Genomic DNA, 13,324 nt, shown 5'->3' with positions numbered 1-13,324 from the left:
GGCGCAAATTTCCGTGCGCGGGGAGCGCCGCAGGCGGGCTTTAGTGTATAATTTCAATTTCCCGCACGTGCCGTTCGGCACCATCTGCAATGACCAAATTTGTCTTCGTCACTGGTGGCGTTGTGTCTTCCCTTGGTAAAGGGATTGCCGCCGCCTCCCTCGCCGCGATCCTCGAATCGCGCGGCCTTAAAGTCACCATGCTCAAGCTCGACCCGTATATCAACGTCGATCCTGGCACGATGAGCCCTATGCAACACGGTGAAGTCTTCGTCACCGATGACGGGGCCGAAACCGACCTCGACCTCGGTCACTACGAGCGCTTCATCTCCACCCGCATGAAAAAGGTGAATAACTTCACCACTGGCCAGATCTATGAATCGGTGATCCGCAAGGAACGCCGGGGCGAATATCTGGGCAAGACCGTGCAGGTGATTCCGCATATCACCAATGAAATCCAGGATTACATCCGCCGTGGCGCCGAAGGCTACGACGTGGCCCTGTGCGAAATCGGCGGCACCGTCGGCGATATCGAATCCTTGCCCTTCCTGGAAGCGGCACGTCAGCTGAGCCTGCGCGCCGGCCGCAAGAACACGGCCTTCGTCCACCTGACCCTGGTGCCTTACATCGCCTCGGCCGGTGAACTGAAGACCAAGCCGACCCAGCACTCGGTGCAAAAGCTGCGCGAAATCGGCATCTTGCCAAACGCATTGCTGTGCCGCGCCGACCGCGCCATCCCGGAAGACGAGCGCGCGAAAATCTCGCTGTTCTCGAACATCGAGGAAGACGCCGTCATTTCCGTGTGGGACGTCGACACCATCTACAAAGTGCCGCAAATGCTGCACGACCAGGGCCTCGACAAGATCATCTGCGACGCGCTGGACCTCGATCCTGCGCCGGCCGACCTGTCGATCTGGAGCAAGCTGATCTACACGATGGAGCACCCGAAGGCGGAAGTGACCGTCGGCATGGTCGGCAAGTACGTCGAGCTGACCGAATCGTACAAGTCGCTGATCGAAGCGCTGCGCCACGCTGGCATCCATACGGAAAGCCGCGTCAACATCGAGTACATCGATTCGGAAGAAATCGAAACGACCGGTTGCGACAACCTGGCCAAGTACGACGCCATCCTGGTACCGGGCGGCTTCGGCAAGCGCGGCGTGGAAGGCAAGATCAAGGCCGCCCAGTTCGCCCGTGAAAACAAGATCCCTTACCTGGGCATCTGCCTGGGCATGCAAGTTGCCCTGATCGAATACGCGCGCAACAAGGCAGGCATGCCGAACGCGAATTCGACCGAGTTCGACCTTGATACGGATCAACCTGTCGTTGCACTGATCAATGAGTGGCAAAACCACGATGGTAAAGTCGAGTTGCGCGATGAAAACTCGGACCTGGGCGGTACCATGCGCCTGGGCGCGCAGACCTGCGCCGTCAATCCGGGCACCCTCGCCGCCGAGATCTACGGCAGCGTGGTGACCGAGCGTCACCGTCATCGCTACGAAGCCAATAATCACTACCTGGCCCGTGTCGAAGCGGCTGGCCTGATCGTGTCGGCCCGCACGCCGAGCGAAGATTTGTGCGAAATCATGGAATTGCCACGCACGGGTGAAAATGCCCACCCATGGTATATGGGCGTGCAATACCATCCCGAGTTCAAGTCGACGCCACGCACCGGCCATCCGTTGTTTACCTCGTTCATCAAGGCAGCGCTGGCGCACAAGGAAGCCAACGCCGCTGCGCAATAACGCGGTCGATCGCGACAGTATTACCCGTAAGACAGCTCCCGGCCAGATGGTTACCGCCGGGAGTTTCTTTGCCCCTTTGTGCAATTGCGCATCAGAACGCAGTGTGCAGCCCCTGTTACGCTTAACTTTGGAGAATGACATGAGTGCTATTGTTGATATTATCGGTCGCGAAATCCTGGACTCGCGCGGTAACCCGACCGTCGAATGCGATGTGTTGCTGGAATCGGGCGTGATGGGCCGTGCGGCCGTGCCGTCGGGTGCATCGACCGGTTCGCGCGAAGCCGTGGAATTGCGCGATGGCGACGCCAAGCGCTACTTCGGCAAGGGCGTGCTGCAGGCATGCGAGAACATCAATACCGAAATCTCCGAAGCCATCATGGGCCTGGACGCCAATGAGCAGGCTTTCCTGGACCGTACCCTGATCGACCTGGACGGCACGGAAAACAAGTCGCGCCTGGGTGCCAACGCCATCCTGGCCGTCTCCATGGCTGTCGCCAAGGCTGCCGCCGAAGAAGCGGGCTTGCCGCTGTACCGCTATTTCGGCGGTTCGGGCGCCATGCAGATGCCGGTGCCGATGATGAACGTCATCAACGGCGGCGCGCACGCCGACAACAACCTGGACATCCAGGAATTCATGATCATTCCCGTGGGCGCCCCGTCGTTCAAGGAAGCCGTCCGCTACGGCGCGGAAGTGTTCCACACGCTGAAAAAGATCCTGCACAAGAAGGGCTTGAACACCAACGTGGGCGACGAAGGCGGTTTCGCGCCATCCTTGGCCAACCATGAAGAAGCCATCAAGCTGATCATCCAGGCCATCGAAGAAGCGGGCTACGAGCCAGGCACGCAGATCGCCATCGGCCTCGATTGCGCCGCGTCCGAGTTCTACAAGAACGGCAAGTACGAAATGGAAGGCGAAGGCCTGAGCCTGACGGCCACCGAGTTCACCAACCTGCTGGCGACCTGGTGCGACAAGTACCCGATCATCTCGATCGAAGACGCGATGCACGAAGGCGACTGGGACGGCTGGGCGATCCTCACCAAGGAACTGGGCAAGAAAGTGCAACTGGTCGGCGACGACCTGTACGTCACCAACACCAAGATCCTGAAAGAAGGCATCTCGAAAGGCATCGCCAACTCGATCCTGATCAAGATCAACCAGATCGGTACCCTGACGGAAACCTTCGCCGCCATCGAAATGGCCAAGCGCGCCGGCTACACGGCCGTCATTTCGCACCGCTCGGGCGAAACGGAAGACTCGACCATCGCCGATATCGCCGTTGCCACGAACGCCCTGCAGATCAAGACCGGCTCGATGTCGCGCTCGGACCGCATGGCCAAGTACAACCAGCTGCTGCGTATCGAGGAAGACCTGGGCGACATCGCCAGCTACCCTGGCCGCGATGCGTTCTATAATCTGAAGTAAGCTGATGTAAAACCCACTGGCCGGCCGGAGATGTTCCGGCCGGTTTTTTAACTGAATGCCCCATGCGCCTCATTACGCTCGCCCTGGCAGCCCTGCTGCTGTTGATACAATTTCCCCTCTGGCTGGGTAAAGGCGGCTGGCTGCGTGTTGCCGACATGGAAGCCCAAGTGGCGGTGGCCAACAAGAAGAACATGGAATTGAAGGCGCGCAACGCCAAGCTCGAATCCGAAGTGCGCGACCTGAAGGATGGTACGGGCGCCGTCGAAGAGCGTGCCCGCTATGAGCTGGGCATGGTCAAACAGAATGAGATTTTCGTGCAGATCGTGCGCAAGGGCCAGACCCCGCCACTGCTGGAAACACCGGTGGACGCCGCGGCGCCCCACTGAGTACGGATCACTTCCCGCTTGCCAGCCTGGACCGATTGCCAGGCTGACATATCACTTTACTTCCTTGTACTTATTACCTTGTACTGCTGCACACGACTGGCCGCATGGCGCGGCGTGGTGCTACTGCTGCTTGCCGATCAGAAACGGGCTTTGCCGGTCGTGATCAAGTAAAAATGGATGCCGGTGACCACGACGGCCACGGTAATCAGTGCAGTTTCGAGAAATATCATAAAAATTCCTTGTTAATAATTATTTAGGTAAAAAACGTCCAGGGCCAGGCGCCCAGCCGAAGACAGTGCGAACGTACAGCGAGGAGCAGGCAACGCACTTTTGGACAGGCGTTTAGTCAGCATAAAAAAACGTCCAGGGCCAGGCGCCAAGCCGAAGACAGTACGAACGTACGGCGAGGCGCAGGCAACGCCGCCCTGGGCGTTTTTTTAGCCGCGCGAAGCGAGGAAGCGCAGTTCGGCTGCCAGATTCGGCATCAGTTTTTCGTAGCGGTTCGCTTCCGAGTTCAGCAGCGCGAAATCGCGCTTGCTTGGGCGCACATAGCGCTCGTCGTCGGCGCTGGTCGTCGCGGTGGCGATGACTTCCTTCTGCGCCAGTTCGCTGTATGGCTTGGAAGCGAGCAGGGCGCCCAGGAAGGCGCGCGTGGCGCGGCCCAGGTTGCTGAAGTAGTTGTCGTTGTCGTTGCTGTAGGTGTTGGTAAAAGTGGACATATGCCCTCCATGAATGGTCTGTTGTTGCATTGCACAATAATGGAGTTCGCGATATATGTCTAATTCCAAATTCCAATTTCAGAAATTCAAGAAACACATAATAAGGGCGTAGCCGCCGGCCACGCCCTGGAAAAGAATTTGTTACGAAATGTTTATCCGGCGGCGATGCGTCCCAAACCGGGATCGTCGCTGAAAAAGCCGTCCAGTCCCGTCTCGATATAGCGCCGCATTTCCGCCACGGATCCCGCTTCGTTGCGCGCATTGTCTCCATTGCCATCGCGGAAGTCGGCCGCCAGGAAACGGTTTTCCGGACGGAAGGTCCACGTGTGCAGCAGCAAGCCCGCCTGGTGCGCATCGTCGACGATGGACGAGGGCTTGGCCAGGCGCTGGTCGGCGCCCAGCGGGATGATGCCGCGCGTGGGCGGCGCCACCACGTCCGCGTAGGCGGCGATGTCGCGCAGGCCGGCCGGCGTGATCATTTGCCCGAAGGTCAGCTTGCCGTCCACCTTGGCCACGTCCATGGGGCGCATGTCGCCGCCCACCACCAGTTGCATCAGGCGCACGTTGGCGCGCCGTCCCAGCTTGTCGCGCAGGTATTTCAAATTCGCCACTTCGAAGGACTGGATCTCGATCGGCGCGCGGCGCGTGTATTCGTGCGCCAGCATGGTCGACAGGAAACGGTCTTCCAGCGCCAGGCCCGCATCGCGGAAATAGGTCGAGCTTTTCAGCTCGGGCACGAGGCCGATGATGCGGCCGCTGGCGGCCGATTGCGCTGCAACAAAATCGATGATTTCTTCCCAGGTCGGGATCTGAAATTGTCCATCGTACAAGGTGTTGCCGGTACGTACTTTCGGCAGCCGTTCGATGGCGCGCAGGGTTTTCAATTCCGCCAGCGTGAAGTCGTCGACGAACCAGCCTTCGTGCCATTCGCCGTCGACCAGCTTCTTGCCGCGCCGGCTGGCGAACTCGGGACGGCGCGCCACGTCGGTGGTGTCGACCAGGTTGCTTTCGTGGCGCGCCACGAGGATGCCGTCGCGCGTGGCGACCAGGTCCGGCTCCACGTAATCGGCGCCGTCGAGGATGGCCTTGGCGTACGACGCCAGCGTGTGCTCGGGACGCAGGGCGCTGGCACCCCGGTGGGCGAAGACGAGCGGACGCGACGGTGGCGTGGCCAGCAGGCCGGCGGCAAAGCCGGGCGCGGCCGCCAGGGCCAGGCCGCCGGCGGCCGCCCGGACGAAGTTGCGGCGCGAAAAATGCCGCTGCGGGAGGATGGGCGAACGCATCAGAAATCCGCCGTCAGGGTCAGGAAGCCCTGGCGCGGGGCGATGGGGAAGGTGTTGTAGGTCTTGTCGGCCGCACCGACCACCACGTTCAGGGAACCTTCGCGGTTGGCCAGGTTGCTCACATTCACGCGCCAGCGCGGATTTTTCAGCCAGCCGGCCAGGGCCGGCAGCTTGCCCGACACGCCCAGGCCCATCAGGAAATAGCTGGGCACGGACAAATCGTTGGTGTACGTCGCGTAGCGCTTGCCCACATAGTCTCCCGTCAGTTGCACTTCGATATCGCCCACCGTGGCGGAAGCCACGAACTTGTTCAGCCATTCCGGCGAGCCCGGCACGTTCTTGCCCGCCGTCAGCACTAGCGCGGCGCCATTGTTGTAATTGTCCGCGTACTGCGAGCGGTTGTACGACAGGGCATTGTAGAACGAAAAATTATTGCCGAAGTGAATGGTTCCGGCGATATCGATGCCGTCCGTGCGCACGCTGCCCACGTTGGCCAGCACGGGGTTGCCACCGATGATGGAGGAAATCACGGGGGTCGGGCTGATCTGCAGCAAGCGGTTGCTGAAATCGACGTGGTAGACGTTGACCTGGCCATCGATGGCCGTGATGGCGCCCAGACTCAAGGGGTGACTGCCGCGCACGCCCACTTCATACGTGAGGGCCGTTTCCGGCTTGGCGTCGCGCTTGAACAAATCAAACGCGGCCTGGCTCGACAAGCTCCATGGCGAGGCGCCGCCGCCGCCATAGGTGACGAACTGGCGCATGTTTTTCTGGATGTTGAAGTACAGCTGGTCTTGCGGCGTGAAGTCCCAGCGCGCGCCCACTTGCGGCAAGAACCATTTTTTCGTGTTGATGGTGCCGACCGGCAAGGCCGTCGAGCCGCCGGAAATGGCGCCCTTGGCCGGCTGCACGGGGAATTGGCCATCGGCAAACTGCAGGCTGGACTTGAAGCCGGCCTGCAGGGCGACGTCGGGGCGGATGCGCCATTCATCCTGCAGGTGCAGCTGCACCACCTTGTTGTCGATCTCGCTGCCGTACTGCGTGATCAAGGGATTGCTGGGGCGGTCATACGGCGACGTCGGGTTGTTGACGTCCAGCGCATACCAGCGGCGGTAGGCGGAGGAACGGTTCTGTTCCAGCCACAGGCCCGCTTCCAGCTGATGCTCGCCGATTTCCTTGCGCAGCGTGGAGATCAGGCCGCCGCGCTTGATGTCGTATTCCGTCGTGCGCACGGCGTAGCCCGAGTTGCCGAACACCTGCTTCAGGTTCTGTTTCGGGTAATAGACGCTGAACAAACCGGGCAAGCCGGCCACGCCGATGGGGCCGGCCACCACGCCCGCGCCATCATCCTTGTGGTAATACACCTGGTTCGACCACGTCGTGCCTTCGGCCAGGTTGGCGTCGAACTTGGCGTAGGCCAGGTAATCGGTGCGCTGCGCATCGCTGTAGTAATTGCGGTAATTGTTGCCGTCGGCGGCCGGCGTGGCGCCCGTGGGCGACAGGTAGTTGAGAGCCGCCTTGAAGTCCGGATACAGGAACGGCCGCGTGTACGGCGCGCTCGTCTCGCCCGCCACGTGCACGGTGCTGTCTTCGTTCGGCTCGATCTTGTCCGAGTAATTGAAGAACAGGGTCAGCTTGCCCGCCTCGCTGCGGTTGACGTATTTGGCGTTGAACTGGTCGCCGCCCTGGCGCGCATCGAAATCCCAGGCGCGCGCTTCGTGGTGAAGGATGGAAAAATAGGCGCTGCTGCCGTCGCCGAAGGTGCCCGTGTCGTAGCGGGCAAACGTGCGCGAGGTGCGGTGACTGCCCACCGTTTGCTGCACGCTGGCGCCCTGCGTGGCCAGCGGGTCGCTGGAATAGGTTTCGATGGTGCCGCCCAGGTTGCTGGTCGACGCCGTCGCCAGGTCGCCGGCGCCCGACGACAGCACGACGCTGCGCACGTTTTCGCTGATCACGGCGCGCTGCGGCGACAGGCCGTTGTAGTTGCCGTACTGCTGGTCGCCGAGCGGCACGCCATCCATGGTGTAGCCGAGTTGCTGGCCCGAAAAACCATGCACGAACAGCGACAGGTTTTGCTCGTTGTTGCCCCACGGATCGGCCGTCTGGAAGCTGACGCCGGGCAAGGTTTGCAGGGCTTTCAGGGGATTCGTGCCGGGCAGGATTTTCTGGATTTCATTCTTGCTCAGGGCGACCGAGGAGCGCGTCTTGCGCGAGGAAATCTCCACGGTGGCCATCGGGGCATTGTCGTCAGCGGGCGCGGCCATGTCGGCGGTGGCCGAAGCCACGGCGGCGGCCACGGTCGTTTGCGCCAGCGCCGGCAGGGGGAGGCCAGCGGCGCAGGCGCCCAGCAAAACGTGGAAGGAATGGCGGCGCAGGGCCAGCGTCAAGTGGGTATTCATCATCAGCCTGTGGAAAGTAGTGTGGGTAATACAAGCTGCGCAGCGTAACGGCGGCGCGTGACGGGCTGATGACGAACTGATGACGGAACGATGACAGTGGAAACAATTGCGCCGCCTGAGGGGCGGCGCGGAGGGAATTGCAATTAGTTAATGCTGGCTGCGGGGGGGATCAAGACTTCGGCTGGCGCATCCGTGATGAACAGCTGGGCGCAATCGACCTTGTCGAATTCGTAGTGCTGGCCGCAGAAATCGCAGTTCACGCCCACTTGTCCCACTTCGTCGAGGGTGCTGTTGACTTCTTCCTCGCCCAGCATCTTGAGCATATTGCCCACTTTTTCACGCGTGCAAGAGCAATGGAAGCTCGGGTGCAGCGGGTCGAAGACGCGGATGGTTTCTTCCCAGAACAAACGTTGCATCAGGGTCTCGATGTCGGTGGCGAGGATTTCTTCCTCTTTCAGGGTCGAGGCCAGCATCACGGCGCGGTGCCAGGTGTCGAGCGCATCTTCTTCCGACACGGGCGTCGCTTCGGCCTTGCCGCCATGGTGGGGCAATTTTTGCAGCAGCAGGCCGCGCGAGACGGTGTCATCGGTGGCCAGCCACAGGCGCGTGTCGAGCTGTTCCGAGCGCAACATGTAGTTTTCGATCACGGTGGCCATGTCGTCGCCGTCCAGCGGCACGATGCCCTGGTACGGTTGCTGGCCCGGCACCTTGTCGGCCGGGTCCAGCGTGATGATGAAGCGGCCCTTGCCCGTGGCGTTGAGCAATTGCGGCACGGTGGCGACGTCGGCGATGGTGGCGTCCGGGTCCAGCTTGGCCGTGGCGCGCAGGCGCAGGTCGGAGTCGCACTCGACGACCATCAGGCGCACGGGACCGTCACCATGGATTTGCATGATGATGGAGCCGTTGAATTTCAGGTTGGCCGACAGCAGGGCTGCGGCGGCCACCATTTCACCGAGCACTTTTTTCACGGCCGTCGGGTAGGCGTGGCGCGAGACCACTTCCTGCCAGGTGCCGGAAACGTCGATGAACTGGCCGCGCACGGCGGCGTTGTCGAAAATAAATTTTTGCAGGGTATCCTGGCCGGTGGCGGCGGCGCTGACGGCGCCCGTCGTTTCAGTCGTCATTCTTTTATCCAATCTTCTTGAGTTGCGTATTAAATAGCTGGCCGCGTTGCACATAGTTCACGGCGTTGCCTTGTAGCCTGGTGATATCGTCTGCCGTCAGAGCCCGCACGGCTTTCGCCGGTGAGCCGAGGATCAGCATATTGTCGGGAAATTCCTTGCCTTCCGTGACCAGGGCGCCCGCGCCGACCAGGCAGTTTTTGCCGATCTTCGCGCCGTTCAGGATCACGGCCTGGATGCCGATCAGGGCGCCATCGCCGATCGTGCAGCCATGCAACATCGCCTGGTGGCCAATGGTCACGTTCGCGCCGATGTCGAGCGGGTAACCGGGGTCCGTATGCAGCACGGCGCCTTCCTGCACATTGCTGTTGACGCCCACGGTGATGCGTTCGTTGTCGCCGCGAATGGTGGCGCCGAACCATACGGACGTATTCGCTTCCAGGGTCACCTTGCCGATCACGTTGGCCGTGTCGGCAACAAAAGCGGAAGCATCAATCTGCGGCGCATCGGCGCCCAATTGGTAGAGTGTCATCGTTAGCCTGTGGCGGTGGTGGAAGCGCCGGGCACGGCCGGACGCTGAAGTTTTACTGTGCTGCGTACGCTATTTTACGCTGTTGCAGGACAAGTCCTGCTGCCGAGCGCCAATCCGGTATAATTATCGAACGGTCGTACTTTTATATCCGCACTATCTACAGACACAGCATGTGGCGCCATCCGCGCCACTTTCAAGGCAGGCAATGAGATGAAACCCATGAAACTTTCCCGTTCCGAATTCATCAGCATCCGCGGCGCCCGCACGCATGTGCGCCACTGGGGCCGCGAAGGCGCGCCCATCCTGTTCATGGTGCACGGCTGGATGGACGTGGCCGCCTCGTTCCAGTTCGTCGTCGACGAGTTGCAAGGCGACTGGCATGTGATCGCCCCCGACTGGCGCGGCTTTGGCTTGAGCGACTACACGCAGTCGGACACCTACTGGTTCCCCGACTACCTGGCGGACTTGGATGCCATGCTGCTGCACTACTCGCCGGACGCTTCCGTCAACCTGCTGGGCCACAGCATGGGCGCCAACGTGGCCGGCCTGTACGCGGGCGTGCGCCCGGAGCGCGTCAGCCGTTTCATCAACCTGGAAGGCTTCGGCATGATGGCGACGCAGCCGGAGCAGGCGCCGGGCCGCTACGCCAAGTGGCTGGACGAATTGCGCGAGCCGCCCGCCATGCGCAGCTATCCTTCGCAAAAGGCGGTGGCCGAACGCCTGCAAAAGACCAATCCGCGCCTGCCGGACGCGCGCGCGGCCTTCCTGGCCGAACACTGGTCGGCACGCAACGAGGCGGGCGAGTGGGACATCATGGGCGACCCGCGGCACAAACGGGTCAATCCCATCCTGTACCAGGTGGAAGAAGTGATGGCGTGCTGGCGCCGCATCACGGCGCCCGTGCTGTGGGTGGAGGCCGATGACACGAATATGTGGCAATGGATGGGGCCAAAGGAAGAGGCGCGCATTGAAATCGACCGGCGTTTGGCCTGCATCAAGGATGTGCGCTGCGAGATGCTGCTGGACGCGGGCCACATGCTGCACCATGATCAGCCGCAGGCGCTGGCGCGCCTGGTGGAAGCCTTTTTGGCCTGAGGTGTGTCGGGAACGCTGCAGCGCGATTGGACAAGCAGCGTACAATGAAAACTTCTTCCATGCTGAGCCCGTGCAGGGTATTGTTTTCACATGCTTAAAGTTGACCTGCATTGTCATTCGAATATTTCCGACGGCGTCCTCGCGCCCGCCGCCGTGGCCGCGTACGCGCGCAAGGCGGGCGTCGATGTGTGGGCGCTGACGGACCACGATGAGGTGTCCGGCGTCGCCGCCGCGCGCGCGGCCGCGCTGGATTTGGGCATGCGCTTCGTGGCCGGCGTGGAAATTTCCATCACCTGGGCCGGCGAAACCGTGCACATCGTGGGCTTGCAAGTCGATGAAGCCAATCCGGGTCTCGTGCAGGGCTTGCACCAGACGCGTTCGGGGCGTGACGCGCGCGGCCGCGAAATCGCCCGCCAGCTGGATCTGGCCGGCATCCCCGATGCCTATGAAGGGGCCTTGAAATTCGTCGGCAACCCGGACCTGATGTCGCGTACGCACTTTGCCCGCTACATCGTGGAAACGGGCAAATGCGCGAATATCCCCGACGTGTTCAAGAAATACCTGTCGGAAGGCAAGCCGGGCTACGTCGAGCACCGCTGGGCCACCCTGGCCGAAGCCGTGGGCTGGATCCGCGGCGCGGGCGGCGTGGCCGTCATCGCCCATCCGGGCCGCTACCGCTTCAGCGACATGGCGCAAGGCGTGCTGTTCGATGAATTCAAGCAGCTCGGCGGCGTGGCCATCGAAGTCGTCACGGGCAGCCACAGTCCGGACCAGTATCCCGAATACGCGCAGCTGGCCAACGCCTACGGTTTCCTCGCCTCGCGCGGCACGGATTTCCATGCGCCGGGCGAGTCGCGCGTGGATTTTGCCAAGCTGCCGCCGTTGCCAGCGAACGTGACGCCGATCTGGCACGACTGGTTTTAGCTGACAGCCAGGCAAATCTGCTGCGCGGCGCGCTTTGCGGCTGCCGATGCGCCGTCGTGTCGCTGCTTGAAATCTGCGTTAGCGTGCATATCTTTTTGTTATTCTTGTTATACATAGTCATCCGGAGCCAACGCCCATGAAACGTATCGTCCTGTTTATCGCAACCAACCTGGCCGTGATGCTGGTGCTGTCGCTCGTGCTCAGTTTGCTGGGCGTGGGCAATCCGGCGCGCGGCAGCACCCTGAACCTGGGCAGCCTGCTGGTGTTTTCGCTAGTGGTGGGCTTCACGGGCTCGATCTTTTCCCTGTTGATCAGCAAACCCATGGCCAAGTGGAGCACGGGCGCGCGCGTGATCGACAACCCGACCTCGTCGACGGAATTGTGGCTGGTCAATACCGTGCGGGCGCTGTCCGAACGGGCCGGCATTGCCATGCCGGAAGTGGCCGTGTACGAAGGCGACGCGAACGCGTTCGCCACGGGCGCCTTCAAGAACTCGGCGCTGGTGGCCGTGTCCACCGGCTTGCTGCAAAGCATGAACCGCGATGAAGTCGAAGCCGTGCTGGGCCATGAAATCGCCCACGTCGCCAATGGCGACATGGTGACACTCACCTTGATCCAGGGCGTGGTGAACACCTTCGTCGTCTTCATGGCCCGCGTGGTGGGTTTCTTTGTCGACAATGTACTGTTGAAAAATAACAACCGCGAAGGCGGCGGACGCGGCATCGGTTACTTTGTGACCGTGATGGTGTGCGAAGTGATCTTTGGCTTGCTCGCCTCCATCATCGTGGCCTGGTTCTCGCGCCAGCGCGAATTCCGCGCCGACGCCGGTTCGGCCAAGCTCTTGGGCAGTCCGACGCCGATGATGCATGCGCTGGCCCGCCTGGGCGGCGTGCCGCCGGGCGAGTTGCCGCAATCGATGCAGGCGCTGGGCATCAGCGGCGGCAATGGCGGCTGGGGCGCGCTGTTCGCCACCCACCCGCCGATCGAAGAACGCATCGCCGCGCTGCGCGGCGTACAATCATGATAACTTAACAAGCTGGTTCGCCAGAACGCTTACACATGAGTCAATTTTTTCATATTCACCCAGAGAACCCGCAATTGCGCCTGATCAAACAGGCGGCGCAGATCATCCAGTCCGGCGGCGTCGTGGCCTTGCCCACCGACTCTTGCTACGCGCTGGTGTGCCAGCTCGACGACAAGGGCGCCGTCGAGCGCCTGCGCCGCATCCGTGGCGTGGATGAAAAGCATCACCTGACCCTGCTGTGTCGCGACTTGAGCGAGCTGGGCGTGTACGCCAGGGTCGACAACCGCCAGTTCCGCCTGCTCAAGGCGGCCACGCCGGGCGCCTACACCTTCATCCTGGAGGCGACCAAGGAAGTGCCGCGCCGCCTCAGCCATCCTTCGCGCAAGACCATCGGCCTGCGCGTGCCGCAGCACCGCATCGTGCAATGCCTGCTGGAAGAACTGGGCCAGCCACTGCTGGGCGCGACCTTGACCTTGCCCGGCGAGGAAGACAGCCTGACGGATGCCGACACGATCCGTGAGCGCCTGGAAAAACTGGTCGACCTGATCATCGATGGCGGCGTCTGCGCGCATGGCCCCAGCACCGTGATCGACTTGACGGGCGCGGAACCGGAAGTGGTGCGCGTGGGGCGCGGCGACCCGGCCGTGCTGGGCTTGTAGGCGGCATCGCGCGTCCA

General features: G+C 61.9%; 12 protein-coding genes. 7 read left to right on the top strand and 5 right to left on the bottom strand.

Going from position 1 to position 13,324, the window contains the following annotated elements:
* Window positions 1-89: 89 nt before the first annotated feature.
* The 3 genes from GCN78_RS02210 to ftsB all read left to right on the top strand — a co-directional run bounded on the left by GCN78_RS02210 (window position 90) and on the right by ftsB (window position 3,551).
* Window positions 90-1,742 (top strand): CTP synthase, encoded by a 1,653-nt coding sequence (locus GCN78_RS02210; protein WP_152250204.1) that lies wholly within the window; start codon window positions 90-92, stop codon window positions 1,740-1,742.
* 139 nt (window positions 1,743-1,881) lie between these two features.
* Window positions 1,882-3,165: a phosphopyruvate hydratase gene (gene eno / locus GCN78_RS02205; protein ID WP_070260371.1), complete on the top strand. Its 1,284-nt coding sequence runs from the start codon at window positions 1,882-1,884 to the stop codon at window positions 3,163-3,165.
* Window positions 3,166-3,227: 62 nt separating this feature from the next.
* Complete coding sequence (gene ftsB / locus GCN78_RS02200) at window positions 3,228-3,551, top strand: cell division protein FtsB (protein WP_035821182.1); 324 nt, start codon at window positions 3,228-3,230, stop codon at window positions 3,549-3,551.
* A 437-nt stretch (window positions 3,552-3,988) separates the two neighbouring features.
* Here ftsB and GCN78_RS02195 read toward each other — a convergent pair whose 3' ends face one another.
* The 5 genes from GCN78_RS02195 to GCN78_RS02175 all read right to left on the bottom strand — a co-directional run bounded on the left by GCN78_RS02195 (window position 3,989) and on the right by GCN78_RS02175 (window position 9,605).
* The gene (locus GCN78_RS02195; protein WP_058049567.1) at window positions 3,989-4,270 is read right to left on the bottom strand and encodes a hypothetical protein; all 282 of its coding nucleotides are present in this window, start codon (window positions 4,268-4,270) and stop codon (window positions 3,989-3,991) included.
* Between the two features lie 152 nt (window positions 4,271-4,422).
* Window positions 4,423-5,553 carry a glycerophosphodiester phosphodiesterase gene (locus GCN78_RS02190; protein ID WP_152250203.1) on the bottom strand — a complete coding sequence of 377 codons (1,131 nt, stop codon included), beginning with the start codon at window positions 5,551-5,553 and terminating at the stop codon, window positions 4,423-4,425.
* Window positions 5,553-7,955: a TonB-dependent receptor gene (locus GCN78_RS02185; RefSeq protein ID WP_226939413.1), complete on the bottom strand. Its 2,403-nt coding sequence runs from the start codon at window positions 7,953-7,955 to the stop codon at window positions 5,553-5,555. The genes GCN78_RS02190 and GCN78_RS02185 overlap by 1 nt, the downstream gene beginning before the upstream one ends.
* A gap of 140 nt (window positions 7,956-8,095) precedes the next feature.
* Complete coding sequence (gene hslO, locus GCN78_RS02180; RefSeq protein WP_152250202.1) at window positions 8,096-9,076, bottom strand: Hsp33 family molecular chaperone HslO; 981 nt, start codon at window positions 9,074-9,076, stop codon at window positions 8,096-8,098.
* A gap of 4 nt (window positions 9,077-9,080) precedes the next feature.
* On the bottom strand, window positions 9,081-9,605 hold the full coding sequence (locus tag GCN78_RS02175) for a gamma carbonic anhydrase family protein (protein ID WP_152250201.1): 525 nt from the start codon (window positions 9,603-9,605) through the stop codon (window positions 9,081-9,083).
* A 219-nt stretch (window positions 9,606-9,824) separates the two neighbouring features.
* Between GCN78_RS02175 and GCN78_RS02170 the strand changes: the two genes are divergently transcribed.
* The 4 genes from GCN78_RS02170 to GCN78_RS02155 all read left to right on the top strand — a co-directional run bounded on the left by GCN78_RS02170 (window position 9,825) and on the right by GCN78_RS02155 (window position 13,307).
* Window positions 9,825-10,700, top strand: a complete 876-nt coding sequence (locus GCN78_RS02170) for an alpha/beta fold hydrolase (protein ID WP_152250200.1) — start codon at window positions 9,825-9,827, stop codon at window positions 10,698-10,700.
* Window positions 10,701-10,790: 90 nt separating this feature from the next.
* Entirely contained in the window at window positions 10,791-11,624 is an 834-nt protein-coding gene (locus GCN78_RS02165) for a 3',5'-nucleoside bisphosphate phosphatase (protein ID WP_152250199.1), read from the top strand.
* 136 nt (window positions 11,625-11,760) lie between these two features.
* Window positions 11,761-12,648 carry a protease HtpX gene (htpX, locus tag GCN78_RS02160; RefSeq protein ID WP_152250198.1) on the top strand — a complete coding sequence of 296 codons (888 nt, stop codon included), beginning with the start codon at window positions 11,761-11,763 and terminating at the stop codon, window positions 12,646-12,648.
* Between the two features lie 35 nt (window positions 12,649-12,683).
* The gene (locus GCN78_RS02155; RefSeq protein ID WP_152250197.1) at window positions 12,684-13,307 is read left to right on the top strand and encodes an L-threonylcarbamoyladenylate synthase; all 624 of its coding nucleotides are present in this window, start codon (window positions 12,684-12,686) and stop codon (window positions 13,305-13,307) included.
* The last annotated feature ends 17 nt before the right edge of the window (window positions 13,308-13,324 follow it).

This window comes from Janthinobacterium rivuli (assembly GCF_009208735.1).
In the GTDB taxonomy this organism is placed as follows: domain Bacteria; phylum Pseudomonadota; class Gammaproteobacteria; order Burkholderiales; family Burkholderiaceae_D; genus Janthinobacterium.
The sequence above is the reverse complement of the archived record's forward strand: the minus strand, read 5'-3'. Positions and strand labels throughout refer to the sequence as shown.

Bases quoted from the DNA above. Each gene is read 5' to 3' on its own strand.
- GCN78_RS02190 (WP_152250203.1), bottom strand. From the start codon at position 5,553: ATGCGTTCGCCCATCCTCCCGCAGCGGCATTTTTCGCGCCGCAACTTC.
- GCN78_RS02170 (WP_152250200.1), top strand. From the start codon at position 9,825: ATGAAACTTTCCCGTTCCGAATTCATCAGCATCCGCGGCGCCCGCACG.
- GCN78_RS02155 (WP_152250197.1), top strand. From the start codon at position 12,684: ATGAGTCAATTTTTTCATATTCACCCAGAGAACCCGCAATTGCGCCTG.
- GCN78_RS02210 (WP_152250204.1), top strand. From the start codon at position 90: ATGACCAAATTTGTCTTCGTCACTGGTGGCGTTGTGTCTTCCCTTGGT.
- GCN78_RS02185 (WP_226939413.1), bottom strand. From the start codon at position 7,955: ATGATGAATACCCACTTGACGCTGGCCCTGCGCCGCCATTCCTTCCAC.
- GCN78_RS02175 (WP_152250201.1), bottom strand. From the start codon at position 9,605: ATGACACTCTACCAATTGGGCGCCGATGCGCCGCAGATTGATGCTTCC.
- GCN78_RS02165 (WP_152250199.1), top strand. From the start codon at position 10,791: ATGCTTAAAGTTGACCTGCATTGTCATTCGAATATTTCCGACGGCGTC.
- ftsB (WP_035821182.1), top strand. From the start codon at position 3,228: ATGCGCCTCATTACGCTCGCCCTGGCAGCCCTGCTGCTGTTGATACAA.
- eno (WP_070260371.1), top strand. From the start codon at position 1,882: ATGAGTGCTATTGTTGATATTATCGGTCGCGAAATCCTGGACTCGCGC.
- hslO (WP_152250202.1), bottom strand. From the start codon at position 9,076: ATGACGACTGAAACGACGGGCGCCGTCAGCGCCGCCGCCACCGGCCAG.
- htpX (WP_152250198.1), top strand. From the start codon at position 11,761: ATGAAACGTATCGTCCTGTTTATCGCAACCAACCTGGCCGTGATGCTG.
- GCN78_RS02195 (WP_058049567.1), bottom strand. From the start codon at position 4,270: ATGTCCACTTTTACCAACACCTACAGCAACGACAACGACAACTACTTC.